General features: G+C 63.5%; 12 protein-coding genes. 8 read left to right on the forward strand and 4 right to left on the reverse strand.

Translation table 11 applies throughout. The annotated features are described in order from the left end of the window. Positions 1 to 34: 34 nt before the first annotated feature. From ACEN8I_RS13965 to ACEN8I_RS13995, 7 genes are all read left to right on the forward strand, one after another. A complete protein-coding gene (locus tag ACEN8I_RS13965) occupies positions 35 to 1105 on the forward strand; it encodes an ABC transporter ATP-binding protein (protein ID WP_413329084.1) in 1071 nt (356 codons plus the stop codon). Beyond that, entirely contained in the window at positions 1102 to 1983 is an 882-nt protein-coding gene (locus tag ACEN8I_RS13970; RefSeq protein ID WP_413329085.1) for an ABC transporter permease, read from the forward strand. The genes ACEN8I_RS13965 and ACEN8I_RS13970 overlap by 4 nt, the downstream gene beginning before the upstream one ends. 116 nt (positions 1984 to 2099) lie before the next feature. Next, positions 2100 to 2894, forward strand: coding sequence for an ABC transporter permease (locus ACEN8I_RS13975; protein ID WP_413329086.1), 795 nt, complete (start codon positions 2100 to 2102; stop codon positions 2892 to 2894). Then, positions 2891 to 3229 (forward strand): (2Fe-2S)-binding protein, encoded by a 339-nt coding sequence (locus tag ACEN8I_RS13980; protein ID WP_413329087.1) that lies wholly within the window; start codon positions 2891 to 2893, stop codon positions 3227 to 3229. Before ACEN8I_RS13975 ends, ACEN8I_RS13980 begins: the two co-directional genes overlap by 4 nt. Continuing rightward, complete coding sequence (locus tag ACEN8I_RS13985) at positions 3226 to 4608, forward strand: FAD-dependent oxidoreductase (RefSeq protein ID WP_413329088.1); 1383 nt, start codon at positions 3226 to 3228, stop codon at positions 4606 to 4608. Before ACEN8I_RS13980 ends, ACEN8I_RS13985 begins: the two co-directional genes overlap by 4 nt. Beyond that, positions 4605 to 5762: an NAD(P)/FAD-dependent oxidoreductase gene (locus ACEN8I_RS13990; protein WP_413329089.1), complete on the forward strand. Its 1158-nt coding sequence runs from the start codon at positions 4605 to 4607 to the stop codon at positions 5760 to 5762. The genes ACEN8I_RS13985 and ACEN8I_RS13990 overlap by 4 nt, the downstream gene beginning before the upstream one ends. A gap of 35 nt (positions 5763 to 5797) precedes the next feature. Beyond that, positions 5798 to 6862 (forward strand): ABC transporter substrate-binding protein, encoded by a 1065-nt coding sequence (locus ACEN8I_RS13995; RefSeq protein ID WP_413329090.1) that lies wholly within the window; start codon positions 5798 to 5800, stop codon positions 6860 to 6862. Between the two features lie 4 nt (positions 6863 to 6866). On the opposite strand, the gene ACEN8I_RS14000 is transcribed toward ACEN8I_RS13995, so the two are convergent. The 4 genes from ACEN8I_RS14000 to ACEN8I_RS14015 form a co-directional block, all read right to left on the reverse strand. Then, positions 6867 to 14849, reverse strand: coding sequence for a calcium-binding protein (locus ACEN8I_RS14000; protein ID WP_413329092.1), 7983 nt, complete (start codon positions 14847 to 14849; stop codon positions 6867 to 6869). 179 nt (positions 14850 to 15028) lie between these two features. Next, entirely contained in the window at positions 15029 to 15685 is a 657-nt protein-coding gene (locus ACEN8I_RS14005; protein ID WP_413329093.1) for a hypothetical protein, read from the reverse strand. Further along, a complete protein-coding gene (locus tag ACEN8I_RS14010) occupies positions 15682 to 15870 on the reverse strand; it encodes a hypothetical protein (RefSeq protein ID WP_413329094.1) in 189 nt (62 codons plus the stop codon). The genes ACEN8I_RS14005 and ACEN8I_RS14010 overlap by 4 nt, the downstream gene beginning before the upstream one ends. Before the next feature lie 470 nt (positions 15871 to 16340). After that, positions 16341 to 18581 carry a heavy metal translocating P-type ATPase gene (locus tag ACEN8I_RS14015; protein WP_413329095.1) on the reverse strand — a complete coding sequence of 747 codons (2241 nt, stop codon included), beginning with the start codon at positions 18579 to 18581 and terminating at the stop codon, positions 16341 to 16343. A gap of 79 nt (positions 18582 to 18660) precedes the next feature. Here ACEN8I_RS14015 and cadR point away from each other — a divergent pair, with 79 nt between their 5' ends. Then, positions 18661 to 19170 carry a Cd(II)/Pb(II)-responsive transcriptional regulator gene (cadR, locus tag ACEN8I_RS14020; RefSeq protein WP_413329096.1) on the forward strand — a complete coding sequence of 170 codons (510 nt, stop codon included), beginning with the start codon at positions 18661 to 18663 and terminating at the stop codon, positions 19168 to 19170. Positions 19171 to 19228 lie beyond the last annotated feature (58 nt).

Genomic DNA, 19228 nt, shown 5'->3' on the forward strand with positions numbered 1-19228 from the left:
CGCTGGCCACCCCCTTGTTGCAGAGGTGCTCCCCATGTCCTTTCTGACCCTGGCAAATGTGAACAAGTCCTATGGCGCGACGCGTGCCGTGGCCGACATGAACCTGTCGGTGGACAAGGGCGAATTCGTCTCGCTGCTGGGCCCCTCGGGCTGCGGCAAGACCACCACCTTGCAGATGATTGCGGGCTTTTGCGAGGTGACGTCCGGCCAGGTCACCCTGGATGGCCGCGACATCACCCATGCCAAACCCAATTCGCGCGGCCTGGGCATCGTGTTCCAGAGTTATGCGCTGTTCCCGCACATGAGCGTTTACGACAACGTGAGCTTCGGCCTGGAAATGCGCCGCGTGCCCAAGGAAGAGCGCGCCGAACGCGTGAAGGCCGCGCTGGCCCTGGTGCACCTGGAGGCCCATGCCGCGCGCTACCCGCGCGAACTCTCGGGCGGGCAGCGCCAGCGCGTGGCATTGGCCCGTGCCCTGGTCATCACGCCGCCCGTGCTGCTGCTGGATGAGCCGCTGTCCAACCTGGACGCCAAGCTGCGCGAAGAGATGCAGTTCGAACTGCGGCAGATCCAGCGCAAGGTCGGCACCACCACCATCATGGTCACGCACGACCAGACCGAGGCCATGTCCATCAGCGACCGTGTGGTCGTCATGGAGGCCGGCCGCGTCACGCAGATCGACCAGCCGCACCGGCTCTATGAACACCCACAGACCCGCTTTATCTCGAATTTTGTCGGCAAGGCCAATTTGCTCGAAGGCCGCGTGGCGGCCACCGGCCCCTGGGCCACGGTGAATGTGGGTGGCAATGTGCCGGTCGAAGTCGAGGCTGCCGGCGTGTCGCAGGGCGACGCGGTGGTGCTGAGCCTGCGTCCCGAAAAAATCCGTCTGGTACATGAGTCCCAGGGCCGCATAGGCGGCACGGTCAAGGAGCGTTTCTTCCTGGGCAGCCAGTGGCTCTACCAGGTGTCCACCGCGGCCGGCCAGCTTGCGGTGGTCTGCCCCAACGACGGCACGGCGCCGGCCGAAGAGGGCGCGAACGTGGGCCTGGACTGGGCCGCGCAACAGGTGCGCCTGCTGCCTGGCGCGCAAGGAGTGCCGGCATGAGCGGCGCCGCCGCGGCCGCGCCGGCACGGGTGAGCGCCTCGCGCGCGCCCTGGCTGCTGTCGGCGCCGGCTTTCACGCTGTTCGCCTGCCTGCTGCTGGTGCCGCTGGCGCTCACCGCCGTGCTGTCCTTCCAGGTTTTCGACCACGCCACCGGCGTCAAGAACAGCTTCACGCTGGCGCATTACGCCGCCGTGCTGACGGACGACTACTACCATGGCATCTTCTGGCGCACGCTGTGGATCTCGGCGTTGACCACACTGATCTGCGTGCTGGTGGGCGCGCCCGAGGCCTATGTGCTGAGCCGCATGCGCAGCCCCTGGCGCTCGATTTTGCTGCTGGTGGTGCTGGCGCCGCTGCTGGTGTCTGTGGTGGTGCGCGCCTTCGGCTGGAGCATGCTGCTGGGCCCCGAGGGTGTGGTCAACCAGCTCATGCGCGCAGTCGGCCTGCCGTCCATGCGCATCCTCTACACCGAGGCGGCCGTGGTCATCGCGCTGGTGCACGTGATGCTGCCCTTTATGGTGATCCCGGTCTGGACCTCGCTGCAAAAGCTGGACCCAGGTGTGGAAGACGCGGCGCTGTCGCTGCAGGCTTCGCATTTCACCACCTTGCGCCGCATCATTTTTCCGCAGGTGCTGCCGGGCATCCTGTCGGGCAGCCTGATCGTCTTCGGCCTGAGCGCCAGCGCTTTCGCGATTCCGGGCCTGCTGGGCGGGCGGCGCCTGAAGATGGTGGCCACCGTGGTCTACGACGAGTACCTGCACGAACTCAACTGGCCGCTGGGCGCGGCCATCGCGCTGACTTTGCTGCTGGCCAACCTGGCCATCATGCTGAGCTACAACCGTGTGCTGGAGCGCTCCTACAAAAAGTCTCTCGGGTAATTCCATGCCTACTTCAGTCCGATACGTCGTTGCCCCGCCTTGCCGTGCTACAGCACTGTCTGCGGCGGCGCGCCTAGTCTCGAACTGAATTAGGCACGGAATAGAAAGATCTAGCCATGTCCAAAAACGGTCCCCTCGCGCTGCTTTTCAACGCGCTCGTCATCACCTTCATGCTGGCGCCGCTGGTCATCGTCTGCGTGGTGGCTTTCACGCCGGGCAACACGCTGGCTATCCCGACCACGGAGTTTTCCCTGCGCTGGTTCCGCGCGGTGTTCGCGCATTCGGACTTTGTGCAGTCCTTCAAGAACAGCCTCTGGCTGGCCGCGATTTCGGCCACGCTGGCGACCGTGCTGGCCGTGCCGGCCGGGCTGGCGATCGCGCGCCACAGCTTTCCGGGCCGTGACTTCCTCAATGGCCTGTTCCTTTCGCCGCTCATCATTCCGCACCTGGTGCTGGGCGTGGCGCTGCTGCGCACCTTCTCATTGATAGGCGCGACCGGCAGCTTCTTCTGGCTGGCGCTGGCGCACGTGGTCATCATCACGCCTTATGTGCTGCGCCTGGTGCTGGCCTCGGTGGAGGGCAGCGACCGCAGCGCCGAGCAGGCGGCCCTCTCGCTGGGCGCCAGCCAGGCCACGGTGTTCACCCGCGTCACGCTGCCCATGATTTTGCCCGGCGTCACCGGCGGCTGGTTGCTGGCCTTTATCAACAGCTTTGACGAGGTGACCATGTCCATCTTCGTCACCGCGCCTTCCACCGTGACGCTTCCGGTGCGCATGTATATGTACGCGACCGAGTCCATAGACCCGCTGATGGCGGCGGTCTCCGCACTCATGGTGGCGCTCACGGCGGTGGCCATGCTGGTGCTCGACCGCATCTACGGCCTTGACAAGATTCTGGTGGGACACAAATGACTTCCTCCGTCGACAGGTCCGGCACTCCCGGCAACACCAAAAGCACAGCGCTGCTGCAGCGCGTGGCCGAAGGCGGCCGCAAGCCCGTGGGTTTTGTGCTCAACGGCCAGCCGCTCACGGCATTGGCCGGCGACACCGTGCTCACGGCGGTGCTCACGCACAGCGCGCGGCTGCGTTTCAGCGAATTCAGCGGCGAGCCGCGCGCCGGTTTTTGCCTGATGGGCGCCTGCCAGGACTGCTGGGTCGCCACCGAGTCGGGCAAACGCCTGCGCGCCTGCGGCACCTTCATCGAAGAAGGCATGCGGCTGGCGACCGGCGCGGAGGGCCTGGCATGAGCGTGCGGCCCGTCATTGTGGGTGCCGGCCCTGCCGGCGTGCGCGCGGCCCAGGCACTGGTGGCGCACGGCCTGCGGCCGGTTGTGGTGGACGAAGCGCCGCGCTGGGGCGGGCAGATCTACCGCCAGCCGCCCGAGGGTTTCACGCGGCCCAAAGAGGCGCTTTATGGCTTTGAGGCCGGGCGTGCCGATGCGCTGCACGGCACCATGGCGGCCATCCTGGACAAGGTCGACTACCGTCCCGATACCCTGGTCTGGAGCGCCGAAGGCGGCAAGCTGGACCTGTTGCACCAGGGCGCCATGAGCACCTTGCCCTACAGCCACCTCATCGTCGCCACCGGCGCGACGGACCGCGTCCTGCCCTTTCCGGGCTGGACACTGCCCGGCGTCTACACGCTGGGCGCCGCACAGGTGGCGCTCAAGTTCCAGGGCTGCGCCATCGGCTCGCGCGTGGTCTTTGCCGGCACCGGGCCGCTGCTGTACCTGATCGCCTACCAATATGCGAAGGCCGGCGCGAAGGTCGCGGCGGTGCTCGATACAGCAAGCTTCGCAGGCAAGGCCGCCGCCGTGCCCGCCATGCTGCGCCAGCCGGCGCTGCTGGCCAAGGGCCTGTATTACCTGGGCTGGCTGCGCGCGCACGGCGTCGCGGTGCACCAGGGCGTGGAGCTGGCCGCTGCCGAGGGCGGCGAGCGCGTGCAGGCCATGCATTGGCACAAGGCCGGCCGCGAGCACCGCATAACCTGCGACGCCGTGGGCTTCGGCTACGCGCTGCGCTCCGAGACGCAGCTGGCCGACCTGCTGGGCTGCCGCTTTGCCTATGACGGCCTGCAGCGCGGCGCGCTGCCCGAGCGCGACGCGGCCGGGCGTTCCAGCGTGGCCGGCGTCTACCTGGCCGGCGACGGCGCCGGCATCATGGGCGCCGATGCGGCCGAGTGGGCCGGCGAGCGCGCGGCACTGGCCCTGCTGGCCGATACCGGGCAGCTCATGGACAACTCGCGCGCCTTATGGCTGGAGCAGCGCCTGGCGCGCGTTGCCGCGTTTCGCCGGGGGCTGGAGCGCGCCTTTCCTTTTCCGGACGGCTGGGCCGCGGCTGCGCCGAACGAGCTGGTGGTGTGCCGCTGCGAGGAAATCACCGTGGGTCAATTGCGCCGCTGCGTGGCCGACACGGGCGCGCGCGAGATGAACCGCCTCAAGGCGCTGACGCGCGTCGGCATGGGCCGCTGCCAGGGCCGCACCTGCGGTGTTGCGGCGGCCGAGATTCTTGCGCAGGCCTGCGCTGCACAGCCCGAGGCGGTGGGCCGCCTGCGCGGGCAGTCGCCGATCAAGCCCCTGCCGTTCTCGGCCATGTTGGCCCCGGCGTCGAAGCAGGAGGCCGCATGATGGAGCGCCTCACGGCTGACGTGGCGATTGTCGGTGGCGGCATCATGGGTGCATCGGCCGCGCTGTTTTTGCGCCGCATGGGTTTTTCGGTGGTGCTGCTCGAGCGCGACCTTTGCGGCTCGCGCTCCAGCGGCGTGAATTACGGCGGCGTGCGCCGCCAGGGCCGGCCGGTCAGCCAGCTGCCGTTGTCGCAGCGCGCCCAGGGCCTGTGGGCGCGCTTGCCCGAGCTGATAGGCACGGACGGCGAATACATCCGGTCCGGCCATTTGAAGATCGCGCGCAGCGAGGCCGACCTGGCCTCGCTGGAAAACTACCGCGAGCGCACGCAGGAATTCGGCATGGATTTGCGCATGCTGTCCACGCGCGCCCTGCGCGAGCGCTGTCCCTGGCTGGGCCGGGCCGCGGTCGGCGCCTCGCTGTGCCCCGGCGACGGCCAGGCGAACCCGCGCCTGGTGTCGCCGGCCTTCGCGCTGGCCGCGCACAGGCTGGGCACCCACATCCGCGAGCAGACCCGTGTGGACGAGGTCGCGCGCGACGGGGACGTTTTTGTGCTGCGCTCGGGCGATGCGCTGGAAGTGCGCGCCAAACATTTGCTCAATTGTGCCGGTGCCTGGGCGGACCGCATCGCTGCGCAATTCGGCGAAACCGTGCCCATGGAGTCCGGCCATCCCGAAATGGCGGTGACCGAGCCGCTGCCCGTCTTCATGGACCTGAGCCTGGGCGTGGAAGGCGGCGGCGTTTACGCCCGCCAGGTGGCGCGCGGCAATTGCGTCATTGGCGGCGGCCGGGGGTATGCGCTGGACGACCAGCGCGCCCGTGTGCAGCGCAGCGGCCTGGCCGGCCTGATGCAGCAGACCGTCGAGCTGCTGCCGGCGCTCAAGAACGCCCACATCATCCGCACCTGGAGCGGCACCGAAGGCTACCTGCCGGACCGCCTGCCGGTGCTGGGCCCCAGCGCCACCACACCGGGCCTGATTCATGCGTTCGGTTTTGCCGGCGGCGGCTTCCAGCTGGGGCCGGGCGTAGGCGCGGTGCTGGCCGACCTGGTTTGCGAAGGCCGCAGCGCCACGCCGATAGACGCCTTTTCGATTCAACGCTTTTCCGCCAGCCCGCGTGCGACAACCACCGGGTCTGCCTCTTCCGCTGTTGTCTAGTTTTTTTTCTTCACCCACGCCACCAGGAGTTTTCCATGAACATCTTCCCGCGATTTTCGACCGCCCGCGCCACCGCCGTGTCGCTTGCCGTTCTTGCCGGCCTGGCCGGCGGCAATGCCATGGCCCAAACCAAGACGCTGTACATAGGCATGAACGGCGGCACCATGGAAAAAACCTATACCGAGCATGTTTTCGGCGCCTTCGAGAAAGCCAACAACGTCAAGGTCGTGGTCGTGCCCGGCACCTCCTCGGACATCCTGGCCAAGGCCCAGGCCAACAAGGACAACCCGCAGATGCACGTGATGTTCCTGGACGACGGCATCATGTACCGCGCCATCGGCATGGGCTTGTGCGAAAAAATGCAGGCCAGCCCCGTGCTGAACGATTTGTTCCCCACCGCGCGCTTCAAGGGCGACATGGCCGCCGGCGTCAACATCGGCATGACCGGCATCGCCTACAACAAGAAGATGTTTACCGAAAAAGGCTGGGCGCCGCCTACCTCGTGGATGGACATGGCCAATCCCAAGTACAAGGGCAAGGTGGTGTTCCAGTCGCTGTCCTCGTCGACCTTCGGCCTTCACGGCTTTTTGCTGTTCAACCGCATCCAGGGCGGCAACGACAAGAACGTGGAGCCCGGCTTCAAGGCCTGGCCCACCACCATAGGCCCCAACGTGCTCGAATACATCCCGAGTTCGGCCAAGCTCGCTGAAATGGTGCAGACCGGCGAAGCCGCGATGTTCCCGCTCACACCCACCGCCGTCGGTGTGCTCAAGGACAAAGGCCTGCCCGTGGAATACGTGCAGCCCAAGGAAGGCTCGGCCGTGCTGACCGTCGGCGAATGTGTGATCGCCAAGAACAGCGAACCCGCGCTGGCCCACAAGCTGGCCCAGTACCTGCTGTCGCCCGAAGCCCAGGCCGCCGCGCTCGAGTTCGGCGACCAGATCCCGTCCAACCCCAAGACCAAGGCGAGCGGCAAGGCCGGCGCACTGGTGGCGCAGATGAACGAGTACATGAAAACCGCGACCACGGTCGACTGGGACGCGATCAACGAAAACCGCCCGGCCTGGAACGCGCGCTGGAACAAGACGGTCGAACGCTGATGATTTAATGCCAGCTGGCCGCGATCACCGGGGCCAGCTGGGCCGCATAGGCGGCTGACAGGTCCGTCTGTCCCATCGCCGGTGGCGTATATGGGGCCATGGCCTGCACCAGAATCTCAAGGTCGGAGTCCAGCAGTACCTTGCCGTCACTCAGGCTGATCTGTTCGACATGGTGGGCGTCGCCGAGGTACCAGTCTTGCACGGTGGCCTTGTCGGCGGTGCCGATGATGTTGATCTCCAGATCGTTGCCGCTGCGGCGCATCCATAGCTGGTTGGCGCTGATCTCCGTACTGAAAGACAGTACGTCAATGGTGCCCGGCGTTGCATCGTTTTCCACAATGCGGTCCTGCCCCATGCCGCGGTAAGCCTGGTAGGTGTCGCCGCCACGGTCGCCTGCGAGGGTGTTGTTGCCGGCGTTGCCGACCAGCACATTGGCCAGGGCATTGCCGGTGCCGTTGATATTCCCGCTGCCCAGCAACGTCAGGTTCTCCACATGGGCACCCAGGGTGTAGTTGGCCAGATGGCTTTGCACCGTGTCCGTGCCTTCTTCAGCGTTCTCAACCACCGTATCGCCCGCGTCATCCAGGAAGTAGAGGTCGTTGCCAAGGCCTCCCACAAGACGGTCCGCACCCTGGGTGATCATGGGAATGTCAAGGGGCCAGGCCTGCTCGCCCGTTGTCAACCAAGCTTCCTGGATCGGCTCAAAGACACGGGTTTCCTGAAAGGGATAGAAGTTCCCGTAATCCCAGGGGTTCATATTCCATTCCCAAGGATTTAGGTCGCTGGCCGTGGACACCAGGCGGCTGTCGTTGCTGTTGAGCACGAAATAGGCATCGGCAAAATACAGCCGCGAATCCAGATCGGACGCTTTTATGTCCAAGCGCTCGTTTTGGCCTCCTGCTAGTTCACGGCTGAAGCTGAGGATGCCGGTGTTCTGGTCTACTGTCTGGCTGTAGTCGGAAAATTTCCCGCTAAGGTGGACGCTGCCTGTGTTGATATCCACGTTGCCAAGGTCTACGTGGCTACCCGGTGTGACATAAATGTTGATCGAACTACTAATCCCACCCTGAAACCTGACAGACCCGCCCGGCATGACACCGGGAACGATGCAGTTTTCCATCGTAAGGGAGATGGTGGGACTTCCATAAACGTAATAGACCGCGCTGCTGTCGCTTGTCACCATCATTTCCACCGTGGAAACATCATTGGTGGCCGCGCCGTCGAGCATGTCGTCCCCGTCTCCGCCGATCAGGGTGTCCGCGCCGAAACCGCCTGTCAACCGGTTGGCCTCCCGATTGCCGATGAGCATGTTGTCCAGCGCGTTACCTGTTCCTTCAAGGGCGCTGCCCGCCAGGATGAGGTTCTCTATATTGGCCCTGATGGTGTAGTCCACGGAGCTGGTGACGGTATCGATGCCTTCGTTGGCCTCTTCATCAACAACGTCGCGGATGTTGTCAACAATGTAGCTATCGTCGCCTGCCAAGCCCATAAGTTGCTCGGCGCCTGTGCTGCCAACCAACACGTCAGGGCCGTCCGTTCCCCGATAGGGTGCGGTGTCCAGTGTTCCCTTATTCCAGGTTCGGCCGTCGCTGAACTGAACTTTTTCCAGGCTGGAATGGGGGTTGCTGAAATGATTGGCAATCTCGATCTGTTCGGTGCCAATATTCAAGTAGAGATTGGTGGTGTCGCGCCCGAGTCGCATCTCGTGCGATTTAACGCCCAGGAGTTTCACCGTATCCGTCTCTGTACCCGAATCGCCCACCTCGTTGATGTCGTCATCGCCATCGCCTCTGGACCACAAATACGTATCGCTGCCGGCCCCGCCGTCCAGCGTGTCATCGCCCCTGCCGCCACGCAACACATCGTCGCCCGCGCCCGCAAGAATGCGATCAGTCACGCTGGTGCCGTTGATGGTGTCGGCACCCGAGGTGCCCGACAGGTCAAAACCCTGGTTCAGCAGGTCCTGCAGGTTCAGCGTGCTGCCGCCGGCAAACTCAAAGTTCCACACGCTTTGGAAGTTTCCAGCGTTGCTGGGGTCGAAATTTTCCAGGTAAATCTTGTCACCCTGGTTGCCCAGCTTGACCAGCAGCGAGCCATCGCCCAGGCCCAGTGTGGCCGTGGCGCTGACGCCGCTGCCAAAGCGCACGGCGCCGCCGCCCGGGTCGGTGATGTGCACCTCGCCGCTGCCCGGGTTATAGACATAGACGTCCATGCCCGAATTGCCCGTCATGCGGGTGTTCGGCCCGGCGATAAAGGTGGTGGCAAAGCCGGGTATGCCATGCAGGTCCATGCCGCCGGCGCTGCCGTCCTTGATCAGGCCCCTGTCCGTCAACTCGGCCGCGGAAAGCGCCGTATTGCCTGACGTGAACAAGATAGCCCGCGACATGGCATTGGGGTCTGCATACCAGCCCGTGATCCGCAGGCTGTCGCTGCTGCCGATGATGGAGATCACCAGGTCCACACCGTCGCTCTCGACCTTGAGCTCACTGGCGGATGCGACCAGCGCGCGAATGCCGGTCACGTCGGCCGCATCCGCGCTCTGCGCGCCCATGCCCGCATGGAGCTGCGCGTAGCCAAGGTCAAAGTCGGGCGCCGGCGGCGCCATGGCAATCAGGTCCTGCAGCCACACCGTGGAGCCGTCCGCAAACTCGAATTTCTGGATGGCCGCGTTGAGCACGTCGTCCGTGCGGGGAATCATGACCTGAACCCCCTGGTCAGGCCCCCACTGCAGCTTGAGCGTGACGCGCGCTTCGCCGTCCAGCGGAGAGACCGCAACGCCCCATGACAGGCCGATGTCAGCCAGTGACAGCCCCGGCCCGAAGACCACCGTTTTCAGGGGCAACAGCCCGGCTTCCAGGTAAGGCTGCAGCACCGCAAAATTGTTGGCCGTCAGCAGAATCGTCTGCAGCGGATGCGAGTCATAGTAATCACTGGCCGGCCCCCAGCTTTGCAGCACGTCGGCGAACCCCGGGTTTCTGAACAGCGCGGGAAGCGGCTTGATGTAGCTCGCGAATTCATCGCTCCACTCCTGGCTGTTTGTTGTGCCTTGCTGTTGTTCGTAATAGGCGTTACGCGCAGCTTCAAGCGTGTCAAAGAAACCTCCGCCCCAGTAGAATTTCCCGCCGTGCTGGTAGCTGTATTGAATTTTGCTGCCGTAGCTAAAGCCTTGCTCCTGGTAGATGCTTTCAATGACATCGTCCAAGCCATTCCTGTTTTGGTCCAACCCGCCGTTGCTGAGTTCATGCTCGCTGAGCAGCAGGTCCATCCCGGTATTGTTGGGGTCCACCAAAATTCTCACCGTCTCACGCGGCGTTGATGTGCCGTAGTAGAGCTCAAAGCGCCTGTAAGCCCTTGCCAGCACCGTGTCGTGGCCGTCACCCACCACCATGGTTTTGCCGTATTCCAGGTACTGGTCGCCGCTACCGGCCATGAGGGTGTTGCCCCCGCTGAGGATGGCGTTGCCCGTGCCGCCGTACGCGAACCCGGCGTTGTAAATGATGTTGTCACCCACGCCGCCAATGACCGATGAATAGCCGTCGGCCATCACGGTATGGTTGCCGTCGGAAAGCGTGACCTGCCCCAGCTGGTAATTCCACTGGCGATGGGCAAAAACACCGGAAACATAAGCCGGCAAAGGCCCCGCGGTAGCGGCGGCTCCCGGGTCTTCCAGCGTTATGCCGGTATCAAGGCCTGAATAGAAACGGGTGAGGTAAGTCGAACTTGACTCCTCGGTAATGATCTCCGGCGGCGAGCCCGGCTCCGACCGCACATACTGAATCCGGGGACTGGTCGTAGTGCCCGCTTCAGAGCTGCGCACCGACCACGCCACGCCGCGCCATATCTGCTGGTAGGACACGGAGCCAGACATTGAAGCCAGCGAGATGAATTCATCCGAAACCGTCTGTGACTGGTCGCTGACGGCGACCGCTGTGTCGCTGCGGGATGCGTAATCTACCCAATCACCATCGCTAAATGCCCATTGAGTACCCGCCACACTGGTGGACGGTGTTGTCCACGTCGTGCTTGAGTTGCTCATCAGCTGGTGCGTGTAAGTCGTGGTGGTGACGTATTCGTAGCTGTTGTTATCAAGCAGGCGCAGGGCATCGGCGATGTACCAGCCGCCATCTGCCTGCCGGGCATAGCCTTGCGCAGAATATTCCGCTCCGATCCGGCTGCGCGCTTCCGCCTTGGCCGTTTCAATAAGGCTGCCTTGAAGGTTGACCCACTGAGGGGTGGAGGCATCGACCAAGGCCTGCACCGAAAGCGTATTGCCTTGCGGGTCCTTGAACAGCAAGGAGGTCTGCGTGGCACCGTAGTAATCCTTGACCAGCATGCGAGTGTCTGTGCCGCGAACTCCGACCTCGAGGTCGTTATTGACTCGCCTGGCTGTGAGGCTCTCCAGCTGCAGGCCGGAGGCGTCGAGCTCAATGACCGAGCCTTCGGGCGAATGGTCTTCCAGCGTCGCCTGGCCCATTCCGTAGCCCAGCACGTAGGTGTCCAGGCCATTGCCGCCCCGCAAAATGTCAATGCCGGAGCCGCCGGAGAGCCGGTCATCACCATCCCCGCCGTCAATCACGTCATCCCCCGCGCCGCCGCGCAGCGTATCGCTCCCCGCGCCACCCGAGAGGATGTCGTTGCCCACGCCGCCATCCAGCGTGTCGTCTCCGCCGGCCGCGGTCAACCGGTCATTGCCCGCATCCCCGGTTAAAACGTTGGCGGCGCCCGAGGCGTCCAGAACGTCGTTGCCATCGCCGCCGTTGAGTGTGGCGTTGCCCGCCCATCCCGTCAGCAGGTCATTGCCGTTCCCGCCCCGCAAGGTCACGCCGCTGTGCTGGGCGCTGAGCTCGTCATTGCCCGACCCGCCCGTGAGCACCTGGTTCTCGCCGGTGCTCTGCAGGCTGGCGTCTTCGCTCAGGTGGTTTTGCAGCCAGTCGCCCAGCGCCACACCATCGATGGAAGCAATGCTGCCGCCCAAAGCCCCGGTAATGCGCAAATTACCGCTGTCACCGTAGTTCAGCACCAGATCGGCGCCGCTGGTGCTGACCGTGTAAGGGCCGCTGTCGGCGAGCTTCAAGGTATTGGTGCCGCTGGTATCGCTCACCGTGTCGCCGGCGCCGGCTTCGTAGCTGTCGTTGCCCTCACCTCCGTCCAGCAGGTCGGCACCGGCACCGCCTATCAGCGTGTCATTGCCTTTGCCGCCGTAAAGGGTGTCGTTGCCGCCGCCGCCCTTGAGCACGTCGTCTCCGTCGCCGCCGTCCAGGTAGTCGTTGCCGTGGAATTCAGCGGCCAGGTTCTCCGGCTCGTCGTCGCCGTTGAGGGTGTCATTGCCGCTGCCGCCATAGAGGGTGTCGTTGCCGCCGCCGCCCCTTAGCACGTCGTCTCCGTCGCCACCGTCCAGGTAGTCGTTGCCGTGGAATGCTCCGGCCAGGTTGCTTTCGGTGTCATCACCCAGCAATACGTCGTTGCCGGTACCGCCATACAGCACATCGTCTTTGCCACTGCCAGCCAGCAGATCGTCGCCTTCCTGGCCGTCGAGGTAGTCATTGCCATGAAACTCGCCGGCCAGCAGGTCCTGCGTGTTGTCGCCGTTGAGCATGTCATTGCCCGAGCCACCGTAAAGGATGTCGTCTTTGCCGCCGCCAGCCATACGGTCGTCGCCGCCTTCTCCGTCGAGGTAGTCGTTGCCGTGAAATTCACCCGCCAGCTGAGCCTCCACGTCATCGCCGTGCATGAGGTCGTTGCCCGCCCCGCCAAAGAGTGTGTCGTCCTTACCGCCGCCTATAAGACCGTCGTTTCCGTCCCCGCCATCCAGAAAGTCGTTTCCATGGTCGGCTCCTGCAACCGAGCCATAGGTGTTGGGCACATTGGTGCCGTCGCCCACCAGGGTGTCGTCGTCGGCGCCACCTTCCACAATATCGTTGCCCGCACCGCCGTACAGCACATCAACGCCGGCGCCGCCGTCAATGCGGTCATTGCCGCGGCCGGCGTAGACCGTGTCATTGCCCGCACCCGCGTCGATCACGTCAGGCGCATCGTCATAAACCAGCGAGCCACCATTCTGGGCCAGCGTCGGTTCCCAATCCGCCGTGGGGCTGTTTCGCTGGAAGACGTTCAGCCCGCTGGCGCTGAGGATGGTGTCGTTGCCCGCGCCGCCATGGATGGTGTCGCTGCCCGCACCGCCGCCTATCAGGTCGTTGCCGTCGCCGCCGTCGATCTCGTCGTTGCCGCCGCCGCCAACCAACGCATCGTTGCCGCCCAGCCCGCTGATCTTGTCGTTGCCATTGCTGCCGATGATGACGTCGCGGTAGCCGGCTTCCACCACGCCGCCGGCCAGCGTGCCGTCGGCCGCCCAGGTAGTGCTGTTCCAGTCGTAGCGCGGGTGGCCGGTTCCAGGATCGTCGACGAGCTGGCCGTGCTGGTCGCCGGTGAAGATGTGGGCAACTTCGGGCGTCTCCGCCAAAGTGCCTTCCATCGTCAACCCTAGTTGACCGTTTTGCCAACCCTGCACGCGAATGTAATTCAGGCTCGAATCTTTTTGAATCACAAGGGTTTTGTTATCGCCACTGCCAAGCAAGACGAATACAAAGCCTTGTTCTTTGTTGTACCAAGAGTTGTCGTCCAGCTTCTTGCCGCCTTGCAAGGTCACACCGTCCACTTCAATAGAACCTTGACCGTCACTGTCAATCACCACATCACTGCCAAAAGTGCCCGTGAACTTATAGGTGTCATTGCCAGCGCCGCCATAGAGCCAGTCGTTGGCGTTGTCACCAGTTCCACCATTCAGGCTGTCGTCGCCGGCGCTGGCATAAAAGACATCGCCTTTGTTGCCTCCGGTAAAGGTGTCACCGCCGGCACCGCCGATAAAGATCTGGCCTTTGTTGGCATCCTTGGCCGTCGCGGTCGCCCCTGAACTGCCGGCAACCACATTCCATTGGTCATAGGTGACATCTCCAACGGGAGCACCATTTTCATCGGTCACGGCAGTCAGCCACTTGCCGACATAGTTCACCGCCTTGTTCTGCACGTTGGCCAAGCCGGCAGCTTGGGCAGACGTGTATTGCAGCAACTCACCGGTTTGGTTAAAGAACTCTTGCCCGGCATAGTCGTTGCCCTGCCAGAAATACCATTCGATGCTCTGAGCGGTCAGGGCGTCTTGTGCAGCCCGGCTCAGGCCGGCCATATTCGTGCCCAGCTTTTGCAGGTCATTGGCGAAGTGGCTGAGCATGGCATTGGGGGCGGTGTCCGTTACCCCAATCTGGTTGCGATTGAGCTTGACCAGAAAATCCTGCTCTGTGCCAGTAATCAAATCCACCGCATAGAAATTTCTGTCAAATATCAGCGGCAAGGCGCCCGGCAAAGTGGCGGCCCATTTGTTAAAGGTCGGGCTCATCAAGCCTGCGGCATGCAAATCAATGCTGTGCTTGGCGGTCATGCCCAGCTCGGTTTCGCCGGCGGTGAACAAGGAGGTGCGTGTGCCCGAGGTTTCGATAAAGGGCAAGAGAAAGAGCGTTTTTTCCAATATCTCGCCTTTGACGGCCCAAGCCTGGACCTTGGCCGAGCGCGCGGTGTAGTCGCCGCCCGGACTGAAGTCGGCCAGGGCCTCCGGAATACCCCCCAGATGGGGATCGAGCAGCGCATTGGCAAAGAGCTTGGCCCTGATGGCGGCCAGCGGCCCCAAGGCGCCCAGGGCGTACTGCGTAGGGTCGGCGGACTTGCCAAATGGCGCGGGCGCAAATACCTTGGCGGCCTGGTCAAAATACACCGCCATCATGGCGGCCAGGCCGCCGCCCAGGCTGTGCCCGGTAAAGGTGACGGTTTTGCCGAGATCGGCGGCAACCCTTTGGTAGAGCTCTGCCGCGGCAACCGCTTGCGGGCCCAGCAGTCCGGCAGCCAGGGGCAGATTGCCCGCGAGCCAGTCGCCTGCCTGCCCCGCGCCTGAACCACCAAACTGCGTACCCGCATAGGCGATCACGATTTCGCCTGTCACATCCCGATAGACCCGGGCGCTAAAACCGCTGCCCGGAAAACTGGCATTGGGGCCGGACCCTGAAATGGCGTATTGAGTTAACTCGGTCCATCCCTGTGGAATAGGGGCATAGTTGCCCCTAAATTGTCTGGCGTCCCTGTAGGCGTCGCCTGACAGCAGTGCGTACTCGAATGGTTGCGTCACTTTGAGCTTCCTGTTTCTTGGGCTGGTGCAGAAAGCGCGGTTGGACTTGTTGCTCCCTCCCGCGGGCGACAAGTGTTGATATGACCATAGCTAAGAGGATGCTTAACTAACCAAGCCTCTTTGTTTTTTAGCGATATGCGTAGTTCATGAAATTGGGCGTACTCAGCGGCTGTGCCGTATAGCAACATGTTTGGCTCGCGCAATGCACGCGGCAAGTCGTGAATTCGAATGGGAACAAATTGAGTTCCTACAAGCTTCGCTACCTCGTCGCAATCACCCCAGGCATATCGCCCCCAGTCTTGTCCCGGTATTTCCTGTGAGCGGTAATAAGATCCCCCTCGTAGCGTGACGTACCATGCGCCTTCGTGCTGATCAAGAAGGGAAGGGCCAAATCCTTTGAATAACTGCGTGACCTTGCCAGTTGTTCCGCCGGCATCGAACGTCAGCGTCGTATCTCTTGAAATGATGGTTCCCCCATACCGTGTGAACCCTTGATTAAGGCGCTCGTAGGAGCGCTTCAAATGCACGACGATCACTCGACCATCGTGCAGTTGCACCTCCTCATCCCATTCAAGATCAAACCACCGGTCGTACAGGCAGCCACTCAGCAATGAAGTGGATGCCGCGGCAAGCAACAAGGCGCGGCGCTTCATGCTGGGGCTCCAGCAGTTCTCGCCATGAGGTGAAGCAAGGGCGTGGTGAAGAGGAGAACAAACAACAGGAACTTGATCAGCAAGCGCATGGACCCATCGGGTATGGGGTTGCCGATTTTTTCAACGACCCAACCGCAGAAGGCGACCCACGCTGCAATCACGATGGAGAGGAAAACTCCTTTCATGGATTGCTTCTGTTTTTGTCTTCGGAAAGATCAGGCATGTTTCGCCATGCCGTCGTTGATTGATTTGAAATAAGCACGCCCTCTCCTTTATTTTTGTAGTGCCGTAGCGGCCGAACTTTAAAGAGATGATGAAGAACACGCCAATAGCGTTTACGCATTCGTGAATACCCATCTCTCATAGAGAGAATGGACACAAACACAAGCGTGAACACAGACGTGGACACAGACCCAAACCCAAACATCCACGCTCCCGCATGCGCAACTCACGCATGCGGGAGGCGGTGGGATTGAATGCGAGGAACGTTGATGTTCCTCTGAGGTGAGTGCGAAAGGAGGTGCGCCGCACCGTGAAAGCTGGTGGGCTTGGTGCTGGCAACGCACCCAGGTTCTTTGTGAACGAAATTCAGACAAACGTAACCGCGCGTGATGCGCGTTCGCTGCAGCCGCTGATGCAGCTGCTGCTAATGCAATTAATGCCGGTGGCGCAGCAGTCGCAAGCCGTTGCCCACCACCAGCAGGCTCGCGCCCATGTCGGCAAATACCGCCATCCACATGGTGGCCGTGCCGAAGACGGCCAGGACCAGGAAGATACTTTTGATGCCCAGCGCCAGGCTGATGTTCTGCCACAGGATGGCATGCGTGTTTTGCGACAGCCGCACGGTTTCGGCCACGCGCTCCAGGTTGTCGTTCATGATGACCACGTCAGCCGCTTCCATGGCGGTGTCGGCGCCGGCTCCGCCCATGGCAAAACCGATATCGGCCTGGGCCAGCGCGGGCGCGTCGTTGATGCCGTCGCCCGCCATGCCGGTGGCGCCGTAGCGTTGCTGCATGTCGCGAATCGCTTCGAGCTTGGCTTCGGGCAGCAGGTCGCCGCGCGCGTCTTCGATGCCGGCCTGGGTCGCGATGGCACGTGCCGTGGCGGCGTTGTCGCCGGTCAGCATCACGGGCGTGACGCCCAAGACCTTGAGGTCGATGATGGCCTGGCGTGAGGTCTGCTTGATGGTGTCGGCCACCGCGAACAGCGCCAGTACGCGGCTTTCGTCGGCCAGCAGGGTCACGGTGCGGCCTTGCTGTTCGTGGTGGGCCAGTTCAGCTTCGAGTTCCACACCGCACAAACCCATTTCATGGATCAGGCGGTGGTTGCCCAGCACCAGGAGCCGGCCGCCGGCCACGCCCGAGGTGCCGCGCCCCGGCAAGACCTTGAAGTCCTGCACATCGGCGGCCTCGCTCTTCAAACCGGCCGCGATGGCTCGGGACACCGGGTGGTCGGAGCGCGCGGCCATGCCGGCGGCCAGCTGCGTGAGGTTCGCGGGGCCGCCTTCGTCCCAGGCGCGCCAGTCCACGAGTTGCGGTTTGCCTTCGGTAATGGTGCCGGTCTTGTCGAGCGCGACGGCCTTGAGCAGGCGCGCCTGCTCAAGATAGGTGCCGCCCTTGACCAGGATGCCGCGTCGCGCGGCGGCCGACAGGCCGCTGACGACGGTAACCGGCGTGGAAATCACCAGCGCGCAGGGGCAGGCAATGACCAGCAGCACCAGGGCCTTATAGAGCGAGTCTTGCCAGCTGAGGCCCGCGAGCAGCGGCATCAGCACGGCGACCGCGACAGCGATGGCAAACACCGCGGGTGTGTAAACGGCTGCAAAGCGATCGACAAAACGTTGCGTGGGCGCGCGGCTGCCCTGGGCCTGCTCGACGGCATGGATGATGCGCGCCAGCGTGGTGTTGCTCGCCCCCGCGGTCACGCGGATGCTGATCTCGCCGGTTTCATTGATGGTGCCGGCAAACACCGCGTCGCCGATTTCCTTGTCGACCGGAATGCTTTCGCCGGTGATGGGCGCCTGGTTGATGGCGCTGCTGCCCTGGATGACCACGCCGTCCAGCGGCACGCGCTCGCCGGGGCGTATGCGCAGCACAGCATGCAGCGGCACGGCGGCCACCGGCGTGACGGCCCAGGCGCCGCCTTTCCCTTGCATCAGCGCCTGTTCGGGCGCCATGTCCAGCAGGCCTTTGATGGCGTTGCGGGCGCGGTCCACCGCGCGCGCTTCGATCAGCTCGGCAATGGCGTAAAGTGCCATCACCATCGCGGCTTCCGGCCATTGCCCTATCAGGAAGGCGCCGGTGACGGCCACTGACATCAGTGCGTTGATGTTGAGCTTGCCGCGCAGCAGGGCGGCCATGCCTTTTTTGTAAGTGTCCAGCCCGGCCAGGGCAATGGCCAAGGCGGCCACCGCCATGCCGGCGATTTTCCAGGCCAGCAGGTCCGGGGCAAAAAAGGACAGGGCTTCGGCGCCCGCCGCGAGCACCAGCGCCGCGACCAGGCGGGTGGCGCCGCCAAAACTGCTGCCGTGGCTGTGCGCATGGTCGTGGTGATGGCCTTCATGGCCGTCCGCTTGCGAGGCGGCGGATTGGGCCGGCTGTGGGTCAAAACCGGCTTTGCGAATCGCCTCCAGGGCGGGCGCATAAGCTTCTTCGCCAGCGTCTATGCGCAGCGTGCGCGCGCCCAGCTGGAAGCCCAGCGAGCGTATGCCGGCAATGGGCTCCAGCGCGCGGCGTATGTCCGATTCCTCGGCGCTGCAGTCCATGGTGGCGATGCGAAATAGCCGTCCCACGGCGCCGGCCGCCACGGGTGCCGGGGCGTGTGCGGCGTGGGCACCGCCGCAGCAGTCGCTGGTAGGGGCATCCAGGGTGGAAACAAGGTGTTTTTCAGATTTCATGGCTTAATTGGAAACCCTGTAGCGGCCTTAGAGTCAAGTGACCCTGATGCCATGTGGGACGGTATTGAAGGAGGTCGCCATGAAAATCGGGGAACTGGCCAAAACCGCGCAAACCCAGACGGAAACCATACGCTACTACGAGCGTGAGGGCTTGCTGCCTGAAGCGGCGCGCACCGGCTCGAACTACCGCATTTACGACGAAAGCCATGTGCAGCGCCTGGCCTTCATACGCCACTGCCGCTCGCTGGACATGACGCTGGCCGAGATCCGCACGCTGCTGAACTTCAAGGACGCGCCCGCCGGCAGCTGTGCCGACGTCAACACCTTGCTAGATGAACACATTCACCACGTCGCCACTCGCATACGCGAACTCAAGGCGCTGGAAAAAGACCTCAAGCTGCTCCGCGAACAATGCGCCAGCGGCCAGGCTGCGGGCGACTGCGGCATCCTCAGCGGCCTGGAAAAAGCCGCGCTACAGCAAAGCCAGAACCGCACGCCGGTGGACCGCGGCCGTGCGGCCCACATTCATGGTGCGCACCCGCAGGTGGGCGCCCCCGCCGGCGGCAAGGCGGGCGGCTCACGCAAGTGAGCCGGCCAGTGACCTGATGAGCAGGGCCGGCTTGCAGTATTTTTGCAAAGCGCTTGCT

This window comes from Polaromonas sp. CT11-55 (assembly GCF_047303325.1).
GTDB lineage: Bacteria > Pseudomonadota > Gammaproteobacteria > Burkholderiales > Burkholderiaceae_C > Polaromonas.